Origin of the sequence: Ewingella sp. AOP9-I1-14, assembly GCF_052375995.1 — a bacterium.
GTDB classification, from domain to species: Bacteria; Pseudomonadota; Gammaproteobacteria; order Enterobacterales; family Enterobacteriaceae; genus Ewingella; species Ewingella allii.
The window spans coordinates 22,761-46,510 of record NZ_JBQSVA010000006.1 but is presented as its reverse complement, the minus strand read 5'-3'; the positions used below and the strand labels follow the sequence as shown (position 1 = coordinate 46,510).

The following is a 23,750-nucleotide window of genomic DNA, read 5'->3' as shown; positions in this document are numbered from 1 at the left end:
AACATGCCAGAACGGCGGATAATTTATTGATTTGATTTTTAAGAAGAATTTACGCCATCAGTTATTAGAGCTGATGGCGTGATAGTAAGAAAGGCTAATTTTTAGCGGATTTAACTAACAGATTTAAGCTTGGCTGAGCGCCGCGTGCGGCTGAGTGACCAGCTGCAGCGCCTGCTCGACCACTTCAATACCTGAACCCGGCTTATGGGCGTTTTCGCTCAGGTGACGACGCCATTGGCGCGCGCCGGGCACGCTCTGGAAAATTCCCAGAATGTGCCGCGTCATGTGCCCCAGATAAGTGCCCTTCGCCAACTCCGCCTCAATGTACGGATACATGCTACGAATAACCTCCGGCGCCGTGCGCAGCGGGGCATCTGAGCCAAACAGCTCGCGGTCCACGTTCAGCAACATGCCAGGGTTTTGATAGGCTTCGCGCCCCACCATCACGCCATCCATATGTTGCAAATGCGCCTTGGCTTCTTCCAGCGTTTTGATGCCGCCGTTAATCGCCATCGTCAGGTGCGGGAAGTCTTTTTTCAGCTGATATACGCGCGGGTAATCCAGCGGTGGGATCTCACGGTTCTCTTTCGGGCTGAGGCCAGACAACCAGGCTTTGCGGGCATGGATGATAAAGGTGTCGCAGCCGCCCTTCTCAGAGACTTGCTGAACGAAGTCGCAAAGGAACTCGTAGCTGTCTTGTTCGTCGATGCCAATACGCGTTTTTACCGTCACGGGAATGGACACCACGTCGCGCATGGCCTTGATGCAGTCTGCCACCAGCGAGGCTTGCGCCATCAGGCAGGCACCGAACATGCCGTTTTGCACGCGGTCAGACGGGCAGCCGACGTTCAGGTTGATTTCATCATAGCCGCGCTGTTCCGCAAGCTTGGCGCAGGTCGCCAAATCAGCAGGATTGCTGCCACCCAGTTGCAGCGCCACAGGGTGCTCCGCGTCACCAAATCCAAGGTAGTCGCCTTTACCGTGAATGATCGCGCCGGTGGTAACCATTTCGGTGTACAGCAGCGTTTGGCCGGTCATTAAACGATGGAAATGGCGGCAATGACGATCGGTCCAGTCGAGCATCGGCGCGACGGAAAAACGTTGGGCCGAATAGGGTTTGGTGCTGGCTTGAGATGTGGCGTTTTGAGTTTCTGACATCGACCTGAGATTCGCTGAAGGTGTTCGGGCGCTCCCTCGAGCATCATTGGCCGAAGGAATGGAATCGCAGATTATATCACAGAACGGCGATTCGGCATCTCACGGGGTGCTCTGCCGCTAAAGGCAAAACCCCCGTGAGCCATTTCAATAATCACTCTTACAGCAACGCGGTTTAGACGATCGCCTTGGTTGAAGCCCGCTCGGCCTTGCTCTGCCCCAGCTGTTGCTCCAACACTTCCAGTGAAACACCTTTGGTTTCAGGCACCTTGAGTTGCACGAAGGCCCATCCCGCAAGGCAAATCGCGCCATACATGAAGAAACTCCCCGCCGCGCCCAGCGCCACGTTAAGCAGCGGGAAGGTGTAAGTTAGGACAAAACAGGCGACCCACAGCGCCAGCGTACAGGTCGCCATTGCCGTGCCTCGCACCCGATTGGGGAAGATTTCTGACAGCAAAACCCACGTCACCGGAGCCAGCGTTACCGCGTAAATCGCAATGGCGACCAGCACCAGGAGCAGAACCGGCAGCCCCATAATGCCAAAGGAATAGGCCATACCAATCAGCACGTAGATGATGGTCAGGCCCGCCGCGCCGTACTGCATCAGGCGGCGACGCCCAATGCGGTCCACCAGCGGCAGCGCCAGAAGTGTAAAGATCAGGTTGATCAGGCCGGTGGCCACAATGGATTTCAGCGTGTCGTTGATGTCGAAGCCCGCCGAGGCGAAAATCTCCTGCGCGTAGTTGAAGATGACGTTAATCCCGCACCACTGCTGAAATACCGCCAGCACCACGCCCATCACCACGATAGGTCTAACTTTCGGCTGCCATAGGGCGGAGAGCGGCACTTGCTGGTTTTCCGACCCCAGCGAGTGGCGAATGTCAGACAGCGTCTGCTGCGCGTACTCCACCGAGCCAATGCGGCGCAGCACTTTTTCAGCCTGCGGATAGCGGTTTGCTTTCGCCAGCCAGCGCGGTGATTCCGGCACCACGAACATCAGTAGCAGGAACAACACTGCCGGAATGCCTTCCGCGCCGAACATGTAGCGCCAGCCAACCTGCGCATTCCAGGTTTGCAGGATTTCAGCCTGTGTCGCCGCCGAAGCCACGGGTTCAGCAATCATCAGGTTGACCAGCTGCGCGGCAAGCACACCGATAACAATGGTCAACTGATTGACGGCCACAAAGCGCCCGCGCTTCTCGGCTGGGCTGATCTCGGCGATATAAACCGGCGCGAGGGCCGAAGCCAGACCAATACCGACCCCGCCGACAATGCGCCAAAACACAAACCAGTCGAAGTCGTTAGCCAGTGCAGTTCCCACGGCCGAGAGCGTAAAGGCAATCGCCGCGATAATCAGCGGCAGGCGGCGGCCAAAACGGTCTGACAGCCAGCCCGATACCATGGCCCCAAGGATACAGCCCACCAGCGCCGAGCTCATGGCCCAGCCGGAGGTGGCGGGGTCGGTAATATGGAAATAGGCCTCGTAGAACGGCTTCGCGCCACCAATCACCACCCAGTCGTAACCAAACAGCAGCCCGCCACAGGCGGCAACCAGACAGATCATCCAGACATAGGGCATGTTCAGTGTTGTAGGATTTTTCATCATTGCTGCTCCTCGCCCGTCGTCGTAGGAGTTAGGGTGCTTTCCGAAGTAAGCGTCATGGTTTGAGTAAGCGTTTCATGGGGTTCCAGCACCTTGAGGCCCCCTAAATCAGCCATGTTGTGGCCATTGGCGGCGTGACTCATCGGCTCGAAACAGAAGAAATCAAAGTCATAGCCGCGATCGAACTTAGGGTCTGAGACGAAAACGAAATAGACCGGACAGGCTGGCTCCGTAGACAGACTTAGCTGCTGTTGATGACTCGGCCAGATAATGTTCGCCTGCCCATCCCACCCCGAAAACCCGTTGTTCACCCAGCGGCGCGGCAAGGTTTTTGCCGTCGAGAACTGCACATCCTCGGGTAAGTCGGCCTGATGTTCACCCGCCAGCCACTGAGCCTCTTCCAGCCAATATCCTGCAGCATTGGCCTGAAGCAGGGTGTCCTCATCAAGAGGGAAATAGGGGTGCCAGCCAAGGCCAAAGGGCATCGCCACTTTGCCCAGATTCGTGACACTGAGCGTCACCTCAAGCTGATTATCCACCAGCTCAAATCGCTGCAAAGCGCGATACTGATAAGCTCCGTGATGATGGCTAAACTCCAACAGCAGGTGCCAATCATCATGTTCGGCGCAGCGCCACTCCTGTAACCAACCATCACCGTGCAAATAGTGGGCATCCCAGTCGGTGTTGGGTTTTAACGGATAGCGCGTGCCGTTAAAGTCAAACTGGTTGCCGTTAACCCGATTACCAAAAGGCACCAGCGGAAAACAGCCGGATTGCAGCGGCGGCGTATCGGGGGAGACTTTTGCTGGTCGCAACAATGGCAGGTCGGCTCCGTTGCGATGTGCCACCAGCTGGATGATGCTGCCGCCATGAGTAGACACCTTAAGGGAAAGCTGTGGATTGGTTAGCGTAAACAGAGACATAGCGCGCTCCTCGAAGGGTTAATCGGCGAAGTTGATGACAACTTTGCCGCATTTGCCACTGGCCATTAGCGCATAGGCCTCGCCCGCCTGTTCCAGCGTGAAACGGTGGGTAATGGCGCTTTGCGGCCGCATCTTCCAGTCGTGTAAATCGCCACAGCATTTCTCCATGTTGTAGAGGCTGGTGACCCACGAGCCGATGATCTGCCGCTGGTGGTGCATTAGGTCGGCGCTGACTTCAAATTCGACTTTGCCGGTTTCGCCGATATAGACCACACGCCCCCAGTCGGCGGTCGCTTGCAAGGCCAGCAAGCGGCCTTGGGCATTGCCGGAGCAGTCCAGCGCGACATCAGCCCCGCCCCTCGTCAGCTCGACAATAGAAGGGATCAGGCTGTCCCCGCTGGCTAAAAAGCCGTGATCCATCAAGCCGAGCTTTTTGGCGGTCGCCAGACGCTCAGGCTGAACATCAACGCCAATAACGCGCTTGGCACCTCGCCCCTTCGCCAGCATCATCGCCATCATGCCCACCGGGCCAAGCCCGACAACGAGCACGTTGTCGCTGCCTGAGACATTGCCGCGCAGGATGCCTTCATAGGCCGTCCCCACGCCGCAGGAGATAAACGCGCCGTCTTCATAGCTCAGAGACTCCGGCAGATGAATCAGATCCTTTTCTTCCGCCAGCAAATATTCAGCATGCCCGCCATCGCGCTGCCAGCCGTAGGCCGCTTTACCCACGCCGGTGCAGGAGATAGGAAACCCTTTGCGGCAGTTGGGGCAGAATCCGCAGCCGGAAATGTGGTACACCAGCACGCGGTCAGCTTCTTTGAAGTGGCGACACCCGGCCCCCAGGCTGACAATTTGGCCACAGGGTTCGTGGCCATTAATAAAGCCCTGATAAAGAGGTTTATCCGGCGCCGCGGCGGTCGCCCGATGTTGGTGGTAAATATAATGAACGTCGCTACCGCAAATTCCCGACGATTTCATTTTAATTAATACCTGCCCGATACCCGGCTGTGGAATAGCAACCTCTCTTAATTCGGCAGTGGAATTTCCCGGTAAATAAGCCGCCAACATGGTTTTCATATTATTCCTCTCCATAAATTTGAACATTGTTCATTTTCTTTTTGCCATCACGCCTCGCGAATATTTTTGCAAGGCGCAAGGGTGCAGATTATTTTTTCGAGCGAACTCGACTATTTCGCTGAGTCAGGAGAATATTTGCTAGCACGGCGACGACGATAATTACGCCGCGCACCACTTGCTGGAAGAAGGAGTTAATCCCCAGCAGCACCAGTCCATTGCCAATTAGCGTGATAACCAGAACCCCAAGCAGGGTGCCGAGCAGCGAGCCTCGGCCGCCGGACAGCGCCGTGCCGCCCACCACCACCGCCGCGATAACATCAAACTCCAGGCCGTTTGCCGCCCCGGCGTTACCTGAACCCAGACGCGCCGCGAGAAGAATCCCGGTGACGGCGGCCAGCAGGCCGGAGAGCGTGAAGATCAGCACCCGCACGCGTTTGACATTAATGCCGCAAAGCTGCGCCGCCGAGGCGTTGCCGCCCACGGCATATACTGAGCGACCGAAGGCCGTTTTGCGGCTGACAAACAGGAATACGGCAAATAAAATCAGCATGATAAGGGCGGAAACCGGAATGCCCGCCACCTGTCCGCCCAGCCAGTCGAGCACGTCGTTTTCGTCAATCGGCACGGGCAGGGCGTCGGTCATAAACAGGCCAAGCCCGCGCAGCGCACTCCATAGGCCGAGCGTGGCCACAAAGCTCGGCACGTTAAACCAACCGCGCAAGAAGCCCGCCAGAGTGCCAAAGGCCGCGCCAAGGATCAGCACCAGCACCAGCGACGCCGCCAGCGGCACCTGCGCCTGCATCAGATAAGCCAGACAGACTGAGACAAAAGCCACCGTCGGCCCGACGCTGACATCGATTTCACCGGCGATGATCACCAGCGTCATGGCCCACGCCGCGATGCCGATAGTCGCTGCATCGCGCAGCACGTTCATTTGGTTACTAAGGGAAATAAAGCCGGGCGCGTAAAATGAAAACACTAGATAGAGCAGCGCGATAACCACTAATAGGCCAATGGCATTAATATTCGCCGAAATAAAGGCGCGGCGGGACTCACCCTTTTCCTGTTGATAAGATAATGTCGTCATGGTCATTTCATCACTCCACACTATTCCCCAGCGTCGAAATAACAAGCTGGGAAATAAAATCATCATTTACCGGCAACCTAGAGGCTCTTACATTGCAGTATGTTGTTGAGCCACTCAGCGCTGCCCTGATTGATATTTTTCACCGCAGGTTTTATTCACTGCGGCTATTTAATGTGACGCTAATATTTCCGCCATTAATTCTTCTGTACTCACTGGCGACCTCAGGGTTCGGGTTAGCGTGCCCTGTTGCAGCAGTAAAATTCGGTCGCACACCAGCGGCAATTCCTCCACCTCGCTGGAGACAAAGATGATGCTTTTCCCTTCGGCGGCCAGTTGGCGAACGATTTGATAAATCTGGTTTTTCGCCTCAACGTCCACTCCGCGCGTCGGTTCGTCGAGCAGCAGTACGCGGCTTTCGGCGTAGACCCAGCGGCCAATCACCACCTTCTGCTGATTGCCGCCGGAAAGCGTGCCAATTGGCGTCGTGGTGCTGGGGGCCTTCACCCGCATCCTGGCGATAATGTCCTGGGTGTATTGGCGAATGTCGGCCCACTGCAACACCCCGAACCGGCTGACGCGGTGGCGGTTGGTCATCACGGTATTTTCATCCACCCCGAGCAGCGGCATGATGCCAGCGTCTTTGCGGTTCTCCGGCGTATAGCCCAATCCGTGGGCCAGCATGCGGGCATAGGTTGGTTTGTGTATCCGCGCCCCGTCGATTTCCACCTCGCCGTCGCTGTAACTCTCCAGACCCGCCAAGGCTTTGAGCAGCTCTGTTCTGCCCGATCCCAGCAGCCCGGCAATGCCCAACACCTCGCCTTGCAGCAGGTCGAAATTAATGTCGTGAAGCTTGGGTGGCAGATTCAGACCGCGAACAGAAAGCACCGGTTTGCCCCCTTGTGGCTGGGTGACTTGGTTATCGCGATGCCCGCTGTGCCCCAGCATCAGGGCGACAATCTCTTCGGTGGTGGCATCGGCCAAACGCACATTTCCCGCCACTTTGCCGTCACGCATGATGGTGGCGCTGGAGGCCAGACGGCGGATTTCATTCATTCGGTGGCTGACGTAAATAACCGCGATGCCGACTTCCGCCATTGCCTGAACGGCGGCAATCACCAGTTCGACTTCGTTGGAAGCCAGAGAACTGGTGGGTTCGTCGAGGATAACCACCTGCGGATGGCCCTTCATGACGCGGGCGATCTCTACCAGCTGCTTCTGCGCCGGGCTGAGGTTTTCAACGCGCTGGAGCGGATCGATATCCACACCGAGGTGCCCAAGGCAGTGCCGCGCCTGTTCCAACATTTTCCGCGTGTCGAGCATGCCGCCGCTGCGCGGCCATTCGCCGAGATAGAGGTTTTCCGCCACGCTGAGGCCATCCACCAGACTCAGCTCCTGATACACCGCGCGAACGCCTAACTCCGCCGCGCGGCGAGTGAGCTGGGCGTCACTGCCTGAGAGGGTTTGCCCCCCTAAGGTGACGGTTCCCCGATCCGGCTTTTCACTGCCTGTGAGCAGGCGAATCAGTGTCGATTTCCCGGCACCGTTTTTACCCAGCAGGGCGCGGATCTCGCCGCGCTTTAGTGTGAAATCCACATTCTCCAGAGCAATCACGCCCGGATACTCTTTGTAGCCGCCACGCACCGAGGCAACACAATCCTTGTCATCCTCAGGGGTGGCCGTGGTGTCTGCTGCCGTTGCAAGTGCTGACATAGTCGAACCTCAGATTAAGGTAGGCCATCCTGATGGGTGTCCAGCCAGCCCTGTCCCTGCGCTGAGGTGGTGTAGAGGTCAATCGGTACCTGAATGACTTTGTCCGCTGGCAGGGTTTTGTTGATGGCCTGCAGCGTTTTAGCAAATACCTGCTCGCCCATTTTCTTACCTGAAATATCTACCACGGCCTTAAGCACCTGATTTTTATTTAACTCTTGGGCGATTTCTGTGGTCATGTCAGAGCCAAACACCACGGTTTTCCCTACCCGATTCTGATTGCGCACGGCTTTCACGGCGCCAAGGCTAGCCCCGCCCGACTCACCAAAAATGGCGTCCAGATCGGGCTGGGAAATCAGCAGCTTTTCGCCCACGGAAATGGCTTTGTCGATGGCGGTCCCTTCCTGATTTGCCACGATACTCATGCCCGGCACGCGCTGTTTCAGGGCAGCCTCAAACCCCTTACGGCGCTGAACGCACACCTCGAAGGCTTCGCAGTTAATCACCGCAATTTTTGGAGCAGTAATGTTGTTGGCGATAAAGTAGTCGGCGGCGGCATTCCCCGCTTTGCGGCCGAACTCCGCCGGATCGCCCACCAGATAGGCAGCGACATATTTCTGCACGCCTTTTTCGCTGATGCAGGTGTTGTAGCAAACCACCGGAATTCCGGCCTCGCTGGCTCGCTGGATCGCCCGGCGACTGCCCTGCTCAGACACAGCAGACAGCACGATGGCGTCCACCTTGCGGGCAATCAGCGTGTCGATGAAGGTGCTCTCTTTCGAGATATCGCCCTGCGCGTTGGTTTCAATCAAATTGACCTTGTCGCCCGAGGCGTTGGCGCTTTGCTGAACCCCGGCTTTCACGCCGGCGTAATAGCCTTGGGTGTCGAGATAGATGGCCCCGACGGTCAGCGCTTTTGCCGATTCGGCCTGCGCATGAGTGAGGGTGAATAAACCGGTCAGTAGGGCGGTAGTCAGAGCAATTCTTTTACAGTTGAACGGCATGATTCCTCCGGTATTCCTGGGTTGGCGTGATGTTCTGTTAAGGGTGATGCCTGATTTATTGTTGTAGTTGTGAAGTAAATGTTTTCACTGCGTTAACACAGAGGGGATAAAGTAAATCATCCCCGCCGTGCAGTTATTCATCACGATCACGGATTAAACTAAACAGCGTTTAGTAAACCCTCCGCCTGCCCGGCGAGGCTCAGGAAAAGCTGCGCCTTGTTGTTAGCAGGATTAAGCGCCAGCGCCTGTTGTAGCGTGCTCGCCGCCGCGCTGTTTTCCCCGGCTCCCAGCAGGGCTAAGCCTTTGACCAATAACAGATGTTCGCGATGCTGAAGCTGGCGGTCGCTATTGAGCACCAGCAGGTCCGGCAGGGAGACGGCAAAGAAGTCGGCGGTCACGGCATCGCCGCTGGCCTGTTCTGCCCAGTCGAGCATCTGGCTAAATAGCTGATTCGCCTCGGCTTGCTGGTCTAACTGGCGCAGCGCCATGCCCTGATAGAACAGATAATCCACCGGCTGGTCGTTGTAATAACGACGCTCGCTGATGCCTTTATCCCCCTGCGCGGCGCGCTCGAACCACTGCTTAGCCTGGGCGTGCTGGCCCAACCGTTTGGCCGTGACGCCGAGCCAGTAGTAAAGATCGTTGTCGGTTTGGCCGACCAGCCGCCCCTCGGCAAGATTCAGCGGGTAAGTTTGAGCTGCCAGTAAAATCTCCTGCGCCTCTGCCGGTTTGTCGTTTTTGAGCAATTCAAGCGCCCGCAGTTGCGCATTCAGCAAGAACTGCCCGGTGATGCGCCCTTCGCCCCCTTCCCACGGGTGGAACTGGCGCTCAGACAGCAGCGTTGCCGCTTGCTGCAACTTGCCATTTTGGTGATAAAGCCCCAGCAGCTCGGCCGTCAGGTCATCGCGCCGGGTCGCCACATCAAGATGCTTTTCGAGCAGCGCGAGTCGGGTTTGTGTAGGGGTCGCAGTGAGTTTCTTCAACAGATCCTGCTCAAACAGCAGGCGGGCATCGTGCGGAGCCAGCGCATAAGCTTGGTCAAAGCAGCGAGCCGCCGCCTCGGCGTCATGGTCGATATTCCACGCATAAATCCCCAAGCCGCGCCACGCGTCGGTGAAGTCAGGTTCAAGCTCAAGGCAGCGCTGCCAATGGGCAACCGCTGGCTGCAAATTGCCCTTGCTGTAGTGGAAGCAGGCCAGCAAATGATGGGCAAAGGCATCGTCGGTGAAGGTGTTGAGCATCTGCACTTCGGCAATGCTATTAGGGAAGCGGACATGGTTCGGGAAGGCCTGACGAGCCTGACTTATCAGCGACGGGCGGTTGTACGGGTCAAGGCTTGCCTGCAAATAGAGCGGCAGAGTTTCGCGGCTGTCGACGGACTCCAGCGCCTCCAGCGCCAGCGTGTTAAAGCCGAAAGAGAGCAGCTGGGTGGCGATATTCAGCGCGCTTTCCCCACGCTGCCCGGTGACTTTACGCAGCGCGTGCAGAGATTCGCTGTTCGGCTGCTGCTGGTAGTTCAGGAAATGCAGCAGATAGTGCAACGGATAGCGCTGCAACTGCTGCTGGCGATAGCGCCCGGCAGAGGTCGCGTCGCCCACCCGTTGTAGCAGCAATGCTTTCAGACCAATCAGGCCGTAATGGCTGGCGTGGCTTTCCAGACCCTGCTCGCAAAATTGCAGCGCATCGGCAAATTTCTCACGGCGGGTGGCGATTCGAGCCAAACCAAAGTAGCCGCCAGACTTGGCGTTGCCGCTCCAGATGGCGCGGAAGAAGTCTTCATAGGCGGCATCAAGATTGTCGGTTTGCTCATAAGCACAGGCGCGGATCAGACTGGCAAGGCCGCACTGCGGGTTCTTATTCCAGCGATGGGCGCGGCTCAGGGCATTATCGGCAAAGGCAATGCTGCTGGCGAAGTTGCTGCGGTTATAGTCGCGAGTCGCCAGCGCCAGGTTACAGCGGTAGTCCAATGGATCGAGTTCCAGCCCGCGCTGATAGTAGGTTGGCGCGCCATGGCTGGCGTGGTTGTACTGTTCAAGGTGCTGGCCGATAAACCAGGCTTCCTCGGCAGTTTGGATTTGGTCAGCGGGAAGTGGCGCTTTGGCGGCTTCGGGCAGCGGCGTTTCCTTCGGCTGATGCTCGAGATAATGCAGAATTTCGCGACCGTTTTCCGCCAGCAGGCTGATTTTAAGCCGCCCGCCGAACTCCCCTTGCAGGCTGGCATGCAGCACTTCGCCCGGTTGCAGACTAATGACTTTATCCACCAAGACTTGTTCACCATCGGCCTCGGCGATCAGCACCCGCGCTTGGTGCAGCGGCGCCACGGCGTAGATGCCCCACTCCACCTTTTGCCCGTCGCGCTGCAATTTGAGCACGGCGTCGGTATTGGCGTTTTGCACCATGCCCAGCTCGCTGTAGGGCATGAAATTCTGCACGAAGCACTTCTCTTCATAGGCGTCGAGCCACGTAAAGTCCGGCTGGTTGTCGGTGAAGACGCCGGTCATCAGCTCGATGTACGGGCCGTTGCGGTCGGTAAGATTGCGGTCCCAGGCCAGGCCGAAGGCGCAGTTGCCCCAGGTCCACTGCTTTTTGCCCGGCGAGACATGGTGATCCGCCACGTGCAGCAAGCCGCCGCGATCGTCGTGGCTGTAAGCACCGACAAAATCATAGGCCGATTTATCCGCCATGTAGGAAGTCGGTACCGGAATATTCTTGTAGCGCGAGATATCCACGCCGCGTGAGTAATTGACTTTGTAATAGGTGCCGGTGGCGATGGGAAAAGAGGACACATCCCGTTTGCCGTGGTCGAACACGGCGGTGACATCCGGCGGGAAAACGCTCTGATGATCATCCCCGCCCCTCACCGCCGGGTTAGCCCACCACAGGAAGTGGCGCGGGGTTGGGTTGGCGTTATAGATTTTGGCGCTGATTTCCAGCAGCGCCTTGTCTGGATAGAGCGTAAAGCCGGTCATCACCTGCAAGCCGCGCATCGGCTCCACTTCCCCCATCCAAACGGTTTGCGCGCCGTTTTCATGCTGCTGCAAGGTGAAATCCACCGGCATAAAGGTGGTTGGGCGATGGTGCTGCGGCCAGTTGAATTCAATTCCGCCGGAGATCCACGGCCCAAGCAGGCCCACCAAGGCCGGTTTAATCACTTCGTTGTGATAGACAAAATCACGCTGTTTGATCTTGTCCCAGGCGCGGTGAACGCGCCCGCCAAGCTCGGGTAACAGCATGATTTTCAAATAATCATTTTCCAGATAGAGCGCCTGATAGGGCTGCATCTGCTTCTCGCCCGTCAGTTGGTCAGTCACGCCGTACGGATAGACATTGCCCGAAGAACCTTGGTAGACCCGATGGGCTAAAAACATCGGATGGGTATCCTGTTTTCCCGTGAGATACGTCGGTAATTCGACCTGTTCCTGCCAGACTTTTACATTTCCGCTCATGCGTTCCTCTCACCAATGAATACTGAAAAGTTCAATTTCGTGAGTCTACGCAGCGAAAGCGGCTAATTAATGCGCTACCGTCACGCAATTCAGTAAGCGGAGTTTAGTGAATGCAACTTAAGGGTTTGAACAATCTTCGGGTCAGGGAATTCAATAAAAAGGTGCTGATGACCCTGCTCTATCGCGAGAAAACGGCGAGCAAATCGACGCTGGCGCGGTTGTCTAACCTGTCGATTCCGGCCGTCGGCAAGATCCTTAATGAGTTGCAGGAAGAGGGGCGAGTGGTTCATAGCGACGTGAATCTGCATTCGCGAGGATTAGGCGGTGGCAGCTATCAAGTGGCGGTGGAAGACAGCGATATTCTGTGCATGAATGTCTCACCCTATCGCATTGAAAGTATTCTGGTTGATCGGCTTATCACGGCAAAAAGCGAATTTCGCCTGAGTGAAATCGCAGTGAAAACACCCAGTGAGCTGCTTAATGAGATAGAACGCCTGTTTCATGACTATCGCAAACAATATCGGGGAAGAAACCTCAGCCTTGCGCTGTCGATTCACGGGCAGGTTAATCCCACCACCGGCGTCTCGCAGAACATGCCGCAGGCCCCGTGGGACAGTGCAATAGAGATTAAATATTTACTGGAGGAGAAGCTCCATACTGAAATTTTGATGGATAACGACTGCATTATGCTGGCTTTAGCAGAAAAATGGCAACACACTGAAATTCAGCGTGATTTTTGCGTTATCAATGTAGATTACGGCATTGGCTCCTCATTTGTTATCAACCAGCAGATTTATCGTGGCAATCTATTTGGCAGCGGCCAAATCGGGCACACCATTATCGACCCCGACGGCAGCCTCTGCTCTTGCGGGCGATATGGCTGTCTGGAGACTATCGCCTCGCTCTCCGCCATGAAGAAAAAAGCGCGGATGCTGCTGAAAAATGGCGCGGCGGCGGCTGATAAATCCGCCCTGCGCACCCCGACCACTCAGGAAATTATCGAAGGCTACCATCAGGGGGATGAAAACCTGCGCGTCATGGTGTTTGCGGCGGCGCGCGCCTTGGGGCTGAGCTTGTATAACTTCCTGAATATTCTCAATATCAACCAAATCCATCTCTATGGCCGCAGCTGCGGTTTTGGCGAGGCCTGGCTGAGCACGGTATTGGAACAGAGTGGCTTAAACCCCTTCGATAAAACCGACAGCGTGAAGACTCAGGCCACGCATATTGGCCTGGGGACGCTCAGCCGCGAGCAGCAAATCATGGGAATTGGTTATTTGTATGTGGAACAAGCGCTAGAAAATCGCGTCTGAATAACTGCAGGATGTTTACTGCAATGGCGCATAATTCGGCGATTTACGCGAAGCATGGTAAAATCATCGTTCGCTTGCTCGTAAGCGTTCAACCCAGCATCGTACTCAGAGAAACTTCTTATGACCCTGAACAATCCGGATCAACTTCTTTCACAGGCCGAAAAACTTTGCCAGAAGCGTAATGTGCGTTTAACGCCACAGCGTCTGGAAGTGTTGCGCCTGATGACGCAGCAACCCGGTGCCATTAGTGCTTACGATCTGCTGGATTTACTGAGAATTAGCGAGCCACAGGCCAAGCCACCCACCGTTTACCGCGCGCTGGATTTCCTGCTGGAACAAGGGTTTATTCACCGCGTTGAATCGGCCAACAGCTACGTGCTGTGCCATCATTTCGAAGAGCCGAGCCACACCTCTGCGCTGTTTATCTGCGATCGCTGCGGATTGGTCACAGAGAAGACCACGGACGGCATCGAAGAGAGATTGGCAAAATTGGCAGTAGAATCAGGGTTTGAATTGCGGCATTCCGTGGTGGAAGCGCATGGTTTGTGCGGGGATTGTAAAGTGGTAGAGCTTTGCGACAGCCATGAACATTGCGAGCATGACCACAGTATTGTGACTAAAAAGCGCTAATACCGCTTTAGATAAATGAGTTTAGATAAGTAAATTTAGATCAGTAAATAAATAATAAAGGCGGTACGTCCTTGTACCCTGCATCCTGAAAGCTATCCGGGTAGGAGCAGCATTTTTTCAGGATGCATTATCACCGTTACGCACGGGGAAGTTGCGATTTACCAGTGATACTTGTTATCCGTTTCCCACGCTTTCAGCTCTTTCTCAGCTTCTTCTTTCTTGTAACCGTAGCGCTCTTGGATCTTACCGACCAGCTGATCGCGCTTACCTTCTACAACAGTAAGATCATCGTCCGTCAGCTTGCCCCATTTCTCTTTCACTTTGCCTTTGAACTGCTTCCAGTTACCTTCGGTTTGGTCCTTATTCATAATCAATTCTCCTACTACCGTGGTTTAGGTTTCTGTGTTTTGTTCAACACACTAAGTGCTTATCACATAATTAAGAGTAGTAGAGAATTTGGCATTTGGGTCAAGCGACAGCGTTAAATCACAATATTAGGAATAATCCAAAGTGTTAAATAGCGATAAACACTAATAAATTTATCGGCGATTTATTTTACTCCGCCTTAGTAAACCAGCGATCGCCTTGCCAATATCTACGCCACACCCAGCCTAACGACAAACCTCTTAACGCGAGAAACACGGCCAACGCCAACCACAAAGCATGGTTGCCGAGCCATGGCAGAGTGAACAGCGTCAGGCCATAACCCAGAGCTGCCACGGCCATGCTATTGCGCATCTCGCGGCCCCGCGTTGCGCCGACGAACATGCCATCTAGCAGATAACACCAGACGCCGATGAGCGGCAGAACCACCTGCCAGCCCAGGTATTGATCAGCCAGCTGGCGGATGTCAGGTAAAGAGGTCAGCATGCTGACAATCTGCTGCCCGGCCAGGCCATAGAACAGCGCAAAGCCAAGCGCCACAGCCCCTGCCTGACGACACGCCGCGTGCCAAACGCGTAACAACTTCTCACGGTTGCGCTCGCCAAAGGCTTCCCCCGAGTGGGCTTCCACAGCATAGGCAAAGCCATCGAGGGCGAAGGCGGTGAAGGTCAGCAAATTCATCAACACGGCGTTCACCGCCACGATATGCCCGCCCAGTCGCGCACCAATTACCGTCAGGGAGGCAAAGCAGACTTGCAGCAGCAGCGAGCGCAGCATGATGTCACGATTGAGGCTGAGTAAGCGCCGCAGGTTGCCCCGCCACGCCTGCTGTAGCAGGGCAAAATCAATGCCTTTTTGCGCCATCATCCGCCATACCAGCCACAACCCTAGCGCCAATGTGACGTACTCCGAGCAGGCCGTGGCAATGGCCGCACCGCGCACGTTCAAGCCCAGCCCCATCACCAGCCAGATATCCAGAACAATATTCAGCACGTTGCCGACAATCAGCAGCAGAACAGGGCCACGCACATACTGGATGCCCAGCAGCCAGCCGAGGATCACCAAATTTGCCAGAGAAGCCGGGGCGCTTAACCAGCGTATTTCAATAAACAGCCGCGCCTGCTCCAGCACGGCCTGACTGCCGCCGACCACCTGAAAGGCCAGATCCATCAGCGGCGTGCGCAGCAACATGATTAAAATGCCCGCCAGCAGCGCTAACAGGAAAGGTTGTACAAAAGCACGGGCTAGCAGCAGGTTATCTTTGGCACCCAAGGCCTGAGCAGTCAGGCCGGTGGTGCTCATGCGCAAGAACAGCAGCATCATGAAGAGGAAGGTCGTCACCATAGCGCCGACCGCTACGCCGCCGAGATAATCCGCGCTGTCGAGATGGCCGATAACGGCGGTATCCACCAAACCTAATAGCGGGACGGTAATGTTGGAGAAAATCATTGGTAAAGCCAGTTTCCATAAGGCTTTGTCCTCACGGCTGAGGAAGGTGCGGCTTAATGCTTGTCGAAAGGGATGCTGAGGCATAGAGGTCCCATGCTGAGGATGTAGAACAAGAGGTCAACCTGGCGTAATTCGGCGTTTCGGCATCAACGCTTTTTATAAAAAACAGCGATCTGCTTAAACAACAACGCCCCAATCAAGGGGCGCAGTGTCACGGCGTGAGACCACCGTAAGGCGACAGCTAGCTTTGTGGCAAATGTCTATAGCAAAAGCCCGGCAGTACGTTCAGGAAGGGCGAGTACCGAGCCTTGCCAGCAGAAAGGATTAGATCCAGTCGCCGTTACGGATAACGCCAACAGCCAAGCCTTCAATGCTGAAACTCTGCTCGCGCAGGTCAACCACGATCGGCTCGAAGTCGCTGTTCTCTGGCAGCAGTTGCACGACGCTACCCTGCTTTTTCAAGCGTTTAACCGTCACTTCATCATCAATGCGCGCAACGACAACTTGCCCATTACGTACATCCTGAGTTTTGTGAACCGCCAACAGATCGCCGTCGAGAATACCGATATCCCGCATAGACATCCCGCTAACGCGCAGCAAGAAGTCGGCGCTAGGCTTGAACATGGCAGGATCAACCTGATAGTGGCCTTCGATATGTTGCTGAGCTAAAAGAGGCTCACCGGCGGCGACGCGGCCAATCAGTGGTAAACCTTCCTCTTCTTCCATTAGCAAGCGAATGCCGCGTGATGCGCCAGAGACGATTTCAATCACGCCTTTGCGCTGCAGGGCTTTGAGGTGTTCTTCCGCGGCATTTGGCGAGCGGAACCCCAGACGAGTGGCAATTTCTGCACGAGTCGGCGGCATACCCGTGGTGGATATATGTTCGCGAATGAGGTCGTAAACCTCTTGTTGTCTGGCTGTTAAAGCTTTCATTCCGCCCCCTGATTGTTTATACAGTATTGCTGTGAGTATATACAGGTAACTAGGGAATGAAAACCTAAGAGTGCATAAAAACCAGTGCTAAAGTGAAATCTGGAATCTGTATTCCGCTTTAGAACCAACTCGGCCAAAAGACGCTGACCCAGGTGAAAATCGCCAGTATGATGCTCAAAAGTACCGCGGCCGATCCAAAATCTTTGGCGCGCCCGGACAGGACATGGAATTCAGGGCCGATGCGGTCAATCGCGCTTTCGACGGCGCTATTTAATAATTCGACAATCACCACCAGTACCAAGACGCCCACTAATAAAATACGCTCGACGCTAGTCACATCGAGGAAAAATGACAGTATGATGAAGGGCAGAACGGCTATCACTTCCTGACGGAAGGCCGCCTCGTTTTTCCAGGCAGTACTCAATCCCTTGAGGGAATAGCCGGCGGCCTTAACGATACGAATTAGGCCCGTTGATTCATTTTTCATGTGTTATGCGTCTTAACAGAGTTTTGGCGGACAGAGTATTGGCAGCATTTTATACTCAAAACCATTCAGGGTGACAAATATCGCCGTTAACGCAACAAACAGAACTCGATTCTGGTTTCTGGTATCCTTGCGGCGATTTGCTAACAAGAGGCTTCACGTTTTTTATGTCAGGTTGGCGTAGACTTTATTATACCTTATTGAATTTACCACTAAAATTGCTGGTAAAGAGCAAGGTTATCCCTACAGATCCGGTTACCGAGTTGCGCTTAGATCCGACGCGCCCGATCTTGTATGTTTTACCTTACCATTCGAAAGCGGATTTACTGACGTTACGCACCCAGTGCCTGGCGCAGAATCTGCCTGATCCCCTTATTCCTTTGGAAATCGACGGCGTTCAACTGCCGAGCCACGTTTTTATCGCTGAAGGCCCTCGCGTTTTCACTTATTACACGCCGAAAATTGAGTCGATAAAACTGTTCCACGACTATCTCGATTTGCATCGCAACAATCCCGATCTCGACATCCAAATGTTGCCAGTATCGGTGATGTTTGGCCGTGCGCCGGGGCGTGAAGGACAGCAGACTCCGCACCTGCGCGTGTTGAACGGCATACAGAAGTTCTTCGCCGTGCTGTGGCTGGGCCGCGATAGCTTTGTGCGTTTCTCCAATACCGTTTCTCTGCGCTACATGGCCACTGAACACGGCACGGACAAAACCATCGCACAGAAGCTGGCTCGCGTGGCGCGTATGCACTTCTCACGCCAACGTCTGGCCGCCGTCGGTCCGCGTCTGCCAGTGCGTCAGGAGTTGTTCAACAAGCTGTTAGCTTCGAAAGCCATCGAAAAAGCGGTGGAAGACGAAGCGCGTAGCAAGAAGATTTCTCACGAGAAAGCCCAGCAGAACGCCATCGAACTGATGGAAGAGATTGCGGCGAACTTCTCTTATGAAGCCGTGCGTCTGTCCGACCGCGTGCTGAGCTGGACGTGGAACCGCCTCTATAAAGGCATCAACGTGCATAACGCCGAGCGCGTTCGCCAGCTGGCGCAAGATGGTCAGGAGATTGTTTATGTTCCCTGCCACCGCAGTCACATGGACTACCTGCTGCTCTCTTACGTGCTTTACCATCAAGGTCTGGTGCCGCCGCACATCGCTGCCGGGATCAACCTGAATTTCTGGCCCGCTGGCCCGATTTTCCGCCGTTTGGGTGCCTTCTTTATTCGCCGTACCTTCAAAGGTAACAAGCTCTACTCCACGGTATTCCGCGAATATCTCGGCGAGCTGTTTACCCGTGGCTATTCGGTTGAATACTTCGTCGAAGGTGGCCGTTCGCGCACCGGGCGCCTGCTTGAGCCAAAGACCGGCACGCTGGCGATGACCATTCAGGCCATGCTGCGCGGCGGATCTCGCCCTATCACGCTGGTGCCGATTTACATCGGTTATGAGCACGTGATGGAAGTGGGGACTTACGCCAAAGAGCTGCGCGGCGCGACCAAAGAGAAAGAAAGTTTTATGCAGATGATCAACGGGTTACGCAAACTGCGTAACTTGGGTCAGGGCTACGTTAACTTCGGCGAGCCGCTGCATCTCACCACTTACCTGAACCAGAATGTCCCAACCTGGCGTGATGCTATCGACCCAATCGAAGCGCAGCGCCCAAGCTGGCTGACCCCGACGGTGCAGGATCTGGCTGACAAAATCATGGTACGCATCAACAATTCCGCGGCAGCTAACGCGATGAACTTGTGCTGTACCGCGCTGCTGGCGTCGCGTCAACGTTCACTCACCCGTGAGCAGTTAACCGAGCAACTCGATTGCTACCTGCAATTGCTGCGCAACGTGCCTTACGCTGAAGATTCTACCGTGCCAGATTTGACGGCTGCCCAGCTGCTCGATCACGCCTTGAACATGAACAAGTTCGAAGTCGAGAAAGACAACATTGGTGACATCATTGTACTGCCGCGCGAGCAGGCCGTGCTGATGACTTACTACCGCAACAACATTCACCACATGCTGGTATTGCCGTCGCTGATTGCCAGCATTGTCATGCATCATCGTTCGGTGAGCAGCCAGGAACTGCTGCGTCAGGTTGAATTGATTTTCCCAATGATGAAAGCCGAACTGTTCATGCACTACAGCAAAGAACAGTTGCCAGCACTGCTGGAAGTGCTCAGCGCCGAACTGGCCCGTCAGGGCTTGATTAAGCTCGATGGCGAAACGCTATCGCTGAACCCGGCGCGCATTCGCCCGCTGCAACTGCTGGCCGCCGGTGTGCGTGAAACGCTGCAACGCTACGCCATCACCCTCTCTCTGTTGACCAATAACCCGAGCATCAGCCGTGGAGCCTTGGAAAAAGAGAGTCGGATTATGGCTCAGCGCCTGTCGGTTCTGCACGGTATCAATGCGCCGGAGTTCTTCGATAAAGCCGTCTTTACCACGCTGGTTGGCACTCTGCGTGCCGAGGGTTTCATCAATGATATCGGCGATGCGATCCCGGAACATACGCGTGAGATTTACACCATTCTGAGTGATTTAATGACGCCGGAAATCAAGCTGACTATCGAAAGTGCGGGCATGCCGTCCGAGCTGCCGCAGCCTTCCGAACCGCTGGCGGAACCTAAAGTCGACGTGCGTGACACCGACCACTAAGGCTCGCTAAGTTCAGCGAATCACAAACAAAACGCCCGGTTCTCTTAACAAGAACCGGGCGTTTTTTATGGCGCTTAGCCAGCGAGACGGCTTAGAAGCTAAACTGGGATAAGCTCATTAGAATGCCGAGGAACAGCACCAGCCCGACATAGTTATTTTGGCGGAAAGCCAGGAAGCAGGCATCGCGGTCGCGTTTCGCGGTCAGTTTGTGCTGATGGGCGAACAGCGCGGCGGCCAGCAACAAAGACCAATAGAAAGGCGCGCCCAGCTGGGTTAAATGCCCGACTACCGCCAGCAGTGCCAGCATGACGAGCTGCAAAATGCCGTTGATCAGGTTGTCGAAACGGCCAAAAAGTATCGCCGTGGACTTCACGCCAATCTTCAAATCATCGTCTCTATCGACCATCGCGTATTGGGTGTCGTAAGCCACCGTCCAACAAATATTGGCGGCGAACAGCAGCCAGCAGCTCAGCGGAACGGCTTCACTCACTGCGGCATAGGCCATCGGGATGGACCAGCCGAACGCTGCGCCCAATACCACCTGCGGCAAATTGCTGACGCGCTTAACAAAGGGGTAGATCCACGCCAGCGCCAGCCCGGCCAAGGACAGCAAAATCGTCATGCGATTAAGGGTAAGCACCAGCAGGAAGGACGCCAGCACCAGCCCAACAAACAGCATCTTGGCCTGTTTGCCGCTAATGACGCCACTTGGCAGCGGGCGGTTAGCCGTGCGTTTCACGTGGCCGTCGAACTTACGGTCGGCGTAGTCATTTACCACGCAACCCGCAGCGCGCATGAAGAATACGCCCAGCACGAAGACCAGCAAGATCTTCATCGACGGCATGCCGCCGCCGGCCAGCCATAACGCCCACAGCGTTGGCCAGAGCAGCAGCAGCGAGCCAATAGGTTTATCAATTCGCATCAGGCGGCAATAATCGCGCCAAGTGCCCTGTGGCAGGCTAGCAGACACCTTGGTTCCCTCTTGTTGATTTAACTGAGCCATTAGCCCTGCACCTTGTTTTCAGGACGGTGAACAGGAGAGTTCGGCAGGAAAACTTCGGTCAGCAACAGCGGCTTATCCGAGAGGCGCAGGCGAGAACGCCGAGCCCACAGGTCACCCTCTTCCAGCGGCAATTGGCCGAGATGAATATAATCGCGCGTCATATTGTTGCCGCCGAACAGATAGCGGCCCAGCGGCACGGTGCCTAAGTCCACCAGCGCTAAATCAGGGCCGGTCAGGGTTTCTTCAGGGATCACGGTGCGCCCGAGCAGCCACGCCTCGTCATCACCAAACAGTACGACCTCGCGGATCCAATATCGCGCGCTCACCGGCAGTTGGTCGGCTTCGCTTTCCCCCAGCTCTTCACGCGTGACAAAGCATTCGCGCTTTGGCTGTACCGTCACGGTAACGCCCTGCTGCTCAAAGCGACGGGTCATCGAGCCCATTTCCATCAGCCAGTCGGCAACGTCGGCAGGGACATCTTGCGTGTCGTCAAACCAGTGAATTGGGGGTTGTGCAGGGGAATGGGACTCAGACATGAATGGACTCCGTAGCAGGGACGCATTACGCGCCCCTATTAATCATCAGCCTCGCATTCTAACGCAGAATGTTCCGGCAGTAATCGACTTGCGGACGAATCCTTTGCTCTCGACTACTCGCGACGCAGCCGCTCGCTGTTAGCCAGGAACAGCGTAACCACCAGCACCAGGATGGCACAGGCGTAGACCAGCGTATCGTACGGACTTTTGTGATCCACAATAATCAGACGAATAATGGCCGTGATGCCGATGTAGATAAAATAGCGCAGCGGGAAGTGATATCCCGAGGAGAAGTACTTCACAATCAAAGCGATAAACTCGAAGTACAGGAAGTAAATGACGATACCTTCAATCAGCAAATAGGAGGAGGATTCGTCATTATTGACGAACAACACCAGCGCCAAATGATAGGTTTCACGGCCAAGGAACAGCGTCAAAATCGCTGCCAGCCCCAATAAAAAGACGTTCATAATTCGTTGCATAATGACGGATATCATCATCGCGCGTTTTGAGCCAGCCATGTGATCTATGTCCCACTTTTGTTAATTGTCCGAGCAGAATACCACAGCGCCAGCCATAGCAAAGCGCGATAAAAAAAGGGCCAGCCACTCATGGCCGACCCTTTCAATTTAATGCAACTTCCGCCAAGAAAATGCGAAAGATGGCTAAATATTAACGCCAGTTTTTGAAGCGATTAATCAGACCATTGGTGGAGCTATCGTGGCCCTTAACTTCTTCATTGCCGCTCAGTTCTGGCAGGATACGGTTTGCCAGCTGTTTGCCCAATTCCACGCCCCATTGGTCGAAGGTGTAGATATTGAGGATTGCGCCCTGAGTGAAGATTTTGTGCTCGTACATCGCGATCAACGCACCCAAGCTGTATGGCGTGATTTCACGTAACAGGATGGAGTTAGTTGGGCGGTTACCTTCAAACACTTTGAATGGCGCAACGTGTTTCACGTCTTCCGGCTTTTTGCCTTGTTCTGCGAACTCTTGCTCTACCACGTCCAGTGATTTACCAAACGCCAGCGCTTCTGTTTGTGCGAAGAAGTTAGACAGCAGCTTGGCATGGTGGTCGCTCAGCGGGTTATGGCTGATAGCGGGCGCGATGAAGTCACAAGGAACAATTTTGGTCCCCTGATGAATCAGCTGGTAGAAGGCGTGCTGGCCGTTGGTGCCCGGCTCACCCCAGATGATTGGGCCAGTCTGGTAATCCACTGGGTTGCCATTACGGTCAACGTACTTACCGTTGGACTCCATGTTGCCCTGCTGGAAGTAAGCCGCAAAGCGATGCATGTACTGGTCGTATGGCAGGATTGCTTCGGTTTCGGTGCCATAGAAATCGTTGTACCAAATACCAATCAGCGCCAGCAAAATCGGCAGGTTTTTCTCTGCTGGGGTTTCTGCAAAGTGTTTGTCCATAGCGTGTGCGCCGCTGAGCAGTTGTTCGAAGTTTTCGAAACCAACGGACAGGGCAATCGACAGGCCGATAGCAGACCACAGTGAGTAACGACCGCCAACCCAGTCCCAGAACTCGAACATGTTGTCAGTGTCGATACCAAACTCGCTCACCGCTTTGCCATTGGTAGACAGGGCGGCGAAGTGTTTCGCTACGTGCTTGTCATCACCGGCAGTTTTCAAGAACCAGTCACGCGCGCTATGGGCGTTGGTCATGGTTTCTTGCGTGGTGAAGGTTTTTGAAGCGACCAGGAACAGGGTGGTTTCTGGGGAGAGGTCTTTCAGCGCTTCGGCGATGTGGGTGCCGTCAACGTTGGAGACGAAATGCATATTCAGATGGTTTTTGTACGGGCGCAGCGCTTCGGTCACCATGAACGGGCCGAGGTCAGAACCACCGATACCGATGTTGACCACGTCAGTAATGGCTTTACCGGTGTAACCCTTCCACTCGCCGCCAATCACGCGCTCGGTGAAGCCTTTGATTTTCGCCAGCACCGCGTTGACTTCAGGCATGACGTCTTTGCCATCCACCACGATTGGGGTATTGCTGCGGTTACGCAGAGCGACGTGCAGCACGGCGCGGTCTTCAGTACGGTTGATCTTCTCACCGGAGAACATCGATTTGATTGCATCTTGCAGCTGGGTCTCTTTGGCCAGGGCTTGCAGCTTGTCCAACGTCTCGGCGGTAATGCGGTTTTTAGAGAAGTCGACCAGCATTTGGTCTTCGAAGGTCGCAGAGAACTTGGTGAAACGGTCGCCATCTTCAGCAAACAGATGACTAATCTGCACATCTTTCATCGTATCGAAATGCTGCTGCAGCGCTTGCCAGGCAGCGGTTTGAGTTGGATTGATATTTTTCATAGCAATGCTCTTAGGCTGAGAATAAATGTGACGTAACTAACATGAT

At 55.0% G+C, this 23,750-nt stretch carries 19 protein-coding genes; 3 read left to right on the top strand and 16 right to left on the bottom strand.

What is annotated here, in order from left to right; genetic code table 11:
- Positions 1-123: 123 nt before the first annotated feature.
- From dusA to ACT3RT_RS16250, 8 genes are all read right to left on the bottom strand, one after another.
- The gene (gene dusA / locus ACT3RT_RS16285) at positions 124-1,158 is read right to left on the bottom strand and encodes a tRNA dihydrouridine(20/20a) synthase DusA (RefSeq protein WP_496203334.1); all 1,035 of its coding nucleotides are present in this window, start codon (positions 1,156-1,158) and stop codon (positions 124-126) included.
- A 172-nt stretch (positions 1,159-1,330) separates the two neighbouring features.
- The gene (locus ACT3RT_RS16280) at positions 1,331-2,758 is read right to left on the bottom strand and encodes a sugar porter family MFS transporter (RefSeq protein WP_437342041.1); all 1,428 of its coding nucleotides are present in this window, start codon (positions 2,756-2,758) and stop codon (positions 1,331-1,333) included.
- Positions 2,758-3,681, bottom strand: a complete 924-nt coding sequence (locus ACT3RT_RS16275) for an aldose 1-epimerase (RefSeq protein ID WP_496203333.1) — start codon at positions 3,679-3,681, stop codon at positions 2,758-2,760. The genes ACT3RT_RS16280 and ACT3RT_RS16275 overlap by 1 nt, the downstream gene beginning before the upstream one ends.
- An 18-nt stretch (positions 3,682-3,699) precedes the next feature.
- On the bottom strand, positions 3,700-4,761 hold the full coding sequence (locus ACT3RT_RS16270) for a zinc-dependent alcohol dehydrogenase family protein (protein WP_496203332.1): 1,062 nt from the start codon (positions 4,759-4,761) through the stop codon (positions 3,700-3,702).
- A gap of 88 nt (positions 4,762-4,849) precedes the next feature.
- Positions 4,850-5,848, bottom strand: a complete 999-nt coding sequence (locus ACT3RT_RS16265) for an ABC transporter permease (RefSeq protein ID WP_396131253.1) — start codon at positions 5,846-5,848, stop codon at positions 4,850-4,852.
- A gap of 168 nt (positions 5,849-6,016) precedes the next feature.
- Entirely contained in the window at positions 6,017-7,558 is a 1,542-nt protein-coding gene (locus ACT3RT_RS16260; RefSeq protein ID WP_496203331.1) for a sugar ABC transporter ATP-binding protein, read from the bottom strand.
- Between the two features lie 14 nt (positions 7,559-7,572).
- Positions 7,573-8,559: a substrate-binding domain-containing protein gene (locus ACT3RT_RS16255; RefSeq protein ID WP_496203330.1), complete on the bottom strand. Its 987-nt coding sequence runs from the start codon at positions 8,557-8,559 to the stop codon at positions 7,573-7,575.
- 158 nt (positions 8,560-8,717) lie between these two features.
- Positions 8,718-12,005, bottom strand: a complete 3,288-nt coding sequence (locus ACT3RT_RS16250; RefSeq protein ID WP_496203329.1) for a DUF5107 domain-containing protein — start codon at positions 12,003-12,005, stop codon at positions 8,718-8,720.
- Between the two features lie 110 nt (positions 12,006-12,115).
- On the opposite strand from ACT3RT_RS16250, the gene ACT3RT_RS16245 reads away from it, so the two are divergent.
- On the top strand, positions 12,116-13,318 hold the full coding sequence (locus ACT3RT_RS16245) for an ROK family protein (RefSeq protein WP_485902281.1): 1,203 nt from the start codon (positions 12,116-12,118) through the stop codon (positions 13,316-13,318).
- 120 nt (positions 13,319-13,438) lie between these two features.
- Positions 13,439-13,948, top strand: a complete 510-nt coding sequence (zur, locus tag ACT3RT_RS16240) for a zinc uptake transcriptional repressor Zur (RefSeq protein WP_353503517.1) — start codon at positions 13,439-13,441, stop codon at positions 13,946-13,948.
- 158 nt (positions 13,949-14,106) lie between these two features.
- Here zur and ACT3RT_RS16235 read toward each other — a convergent pair whose 3' ends face one another.
- From ACT3RT_RS16235 to ACT3RT_RS16220, 4 genes are all read right to left on the bottom strand, one after another.
- Positions 14,107-14,316 (bottom strand): CsbD family protein, encoded by a 210-nt coding sequence (locus tag ACT3RT_RS16235; RefSeq protein WP_034793474.1) that lies wholly within the window; start codon positions 14,314-14,316, stop codon positions 14,107-14,109.
- Positions 14,317-14,503: 187 nt separating this feature from the next.
- Positions 14,504-15,865 carry an MATE family efflux transporter DinF gene (dinF, locus tag ACT3RT_RS16230; protein WP_353503518.1) on the bottom strand — a complete coding sequence of 454 codons (1,362 nt, stop codon included), beginning with the start codon at positions 15,863-15,865 and terminating at the stop codon, positions 14,504-14,506.
- Between the two features lie 240 nt (positions 15,866-16,105).
- The gene (lexA, locus tag ACT3RT_RS16225; RefSeq protein ID WP_034793478.1) at positions 16,106-16,714 is read right to left on the bottom strand and encodes a transcriptional repressor LexA; all 609 of its coding nucleotides are present in this window, start codon (positions 16,712-16,714) and stop codon (positions 16,106-16,108) included.
- Positions 16,715-16,832: 118 nt separating this feature from the next.
- Complete coding sequence (locus ACT3RT_RS16220) at positions 16,833-17,201, bottom strand: diacylglycerol kinase (protein WP_485902278.1); 369 nt, start codon at positions 17,199-17,201, stop codon at positions 16,833-16,835.
- A 164-nt stretch (positions 17,202-17,365) separates the two neighbouring features.
- On the opposite strand from ACT3RT_RS16220, the gene plsB reads away from it, so the two are divergent.
- Positions 17,366-19,846, top strand: a complete 2,481-nt coding sequence (gene plsB / locus ACT3RT_RS16215; RefSeq protein ID WP_353503520.1) for a glycerol-3-phosphate 1-O-acyltransferase PlsB — start codon at positions 17,366-17,368, stop codon at positions 19,844-19,846.
- A gap of 91 nt (positions 19,847-19,937) precedes the next feature.
- Here the strand turns inward: plsB and ubiA are convergent, their stop codons facing one another.
- The 4 genes from ubiA to pgi form a co-directional block, all read right to left on the bottom strand.
- Positions 19,938-20,849, bottom strand: a complete 912-nt coding sequence (gene ubiA, locus ACT3RT_RS16210) for a 4-hydroxybenzoate octaprenyltransferase (RefSeq protein ID WP_353503521.1) — start codon at positions 20,847-20,849, stop codon at positions 19,938-19,940.
- Positions 20,849-21,385, bottom strand: coding sequence for a chorismate lyase (ubiC, locus tag ACT3RT_RS16205; protein ID WP_353503522.1), 537 nt, complete (start codon positions 21,383-21,385; stop codon positions 20,849-20,851). Before ubiC ends, ubiA begins: the two co-directional genes overlap by 1 nt.
- A 113-nt stretch (positions 21,386-21,498) precedes the next feature.
- Positions 21,499-21,906, bottom strand: a complete 408-nt coding sequence (gene psiE / locus ACT3RT_RS16200) for a phosphate-starvation-inducible protein PsiE (protein ID WP_034793488.1) — start codon at positions 21,904-21,906, stop codon at positions 21,499-21,501.
- A 151-nt stretch (positions 21,907-22,057) separates the two neighbouring features.
- Positions 22,058-23,704, bottom strand: coding sequence for a glucose-6-phosphate isomerase (gene pgi, locus ACT3RT_RS16195; protein ID WP_353503523.1), 1,647 nt, complete (start codon positions 23,702-23,704; stop codon positions 22,058-22,060).
- Positions 23,705-23,750 lie beyond the last annotated feature (46 nt).

Excerpts from the sequence above, each read along its gene's own strand:
- dusA (WP_496203334.1), bottom strand. The coding sequence starts at position 1,158 with ATGTCAGAAACTCAAAACGCCACATCTCAAGCCAGCACCAAACCCTAT.
- ACT3RT_RS16280 (WP_437342041.1), bottom strand. The coding sequence starts at position 2,758 with ATGAAAAATCCTACAACACTGAACATGCCCTATGTCTGGATGATCTGT.
- ACT3RT_RS16275 (WP_496203333.1), bottom strand. The coding sequence starts at position 3,681 with ATGTCTCTGTTTACGCTAACCAATCCACAGCTTTCCCTTAAGGTGTCT.
- ACT3RT_RS16270 (WP_496203332.1), bottom strand. The coding sequence starts at position 4,761 with ATGAAAACCATGTTGGCGGCTTATTTACCGGGAAATTCCACTGCCGAA.
- ACT3RT_RS16265 (WP_396131253.1), bottom strand. The coding sequence starts at position 5,848 with ATGACGACATTATCTTATCAACAGGAAAAGGGTGAGTCCCGCCGCGCC.
- ACT3RT_RS16260 (WP_496203331.1), bottom strand. The coding sequence starts at position 7,558 with ATGTCAGCACTTGCAACGGCAGCAGACACCACGGCCACCCCTGAGGAT.
- ACT3RT_RS16255 (WP_496203330.1), bottom strand. The coding sequence starts at position 8,559 with ATGCCGTTCAACTGTAAAAGAATTGCTCTGACTACCGCCCTACTGACC.
- ACT3RT_RS16250 (WP_496203329.1), bottom strand. The coding sequence starts at position 12,005 with ATGAGCGGAAATGTAAAAGTCTGGCAGGAACAGGTCGAATTACCGACG.
- ACT3RT_RS16245 (WP_485902281.1), top strand. The coding sequence starts at position 12,116 with ATGCAACTTAAGGGTTTGAACAATCTTCGGGTCAGGGAATTCAATAAA.
- zur (WP_353503517.1), top strand. The coding sequence starts at position 13,439 with ATGACCCTGAACAATCCGGATCAACTTCTTTCACAGGCCGAAAAACTT.
- ACT3RT_RS16235 (WP_034793474.1), bottom strand. The coding sequence starts at position 14,316 with ATGAATAAGGACCAAACCGAAGGTAACTGGAAGCAGTTCAAAGGCAAA.
- dinF (WP_353503518.1), bottom strand. The coding sequence starts at position 15,865 with ATGCCTCAGCATCCCTTTCGACAAGCATTAAGCCGCACCTTCCTCAGC.
- lexA (WP_034793478.1), bottom strand. The coding sequence starts at position 16,714 with ATGAAAGCTTTAACAGCCAGACAACAAGAGGTTTACGACCTCATTCGC.
- ACT3RT_RS16220 (WP_485902278.1), bottom strand. The coding sequence starts at position 17,201 with ATGAAAAATGAATCAACGGGCCTAATTCGTATCGTTAAGGCCGCCGGC.
- plsB (WP_353503520.1), top strand. The coding sequence starts at position 17,366 with ATGTCAGGTTGGCGTAGACTTTATTATACCTTATTGAATTTACCACTA.
- ubiA (WP_353503521.1), bottom strand. The coding sequence starts at position 20,849 with ATGGCTCAGTTAAATCAACAAGAGGGAACCAAGGTGTCTGCTAGCCTG.
- ubiC (WP_353503522.1), bottom strand. The coding sequence starts at position 21,385 with ATGTCTGAGTCCCATTCCCCTGCACAACCCCCAATTCACTGGTTTGAC.
- psiE (WP_034793488.1), bottom strand. The coding sequence starts at position 21,906 with ATGGCTGGCTCAAAACGCGCGATGATGATATCCGTCATTATGCAACGA.
- pgi (WP_353503523.1), bottom strand. The coding sequence starts at position 23,704 with ATGAAAAATATCAATCCAACTCAAACCGCTGCCTGGCAAGCGCTGCAG.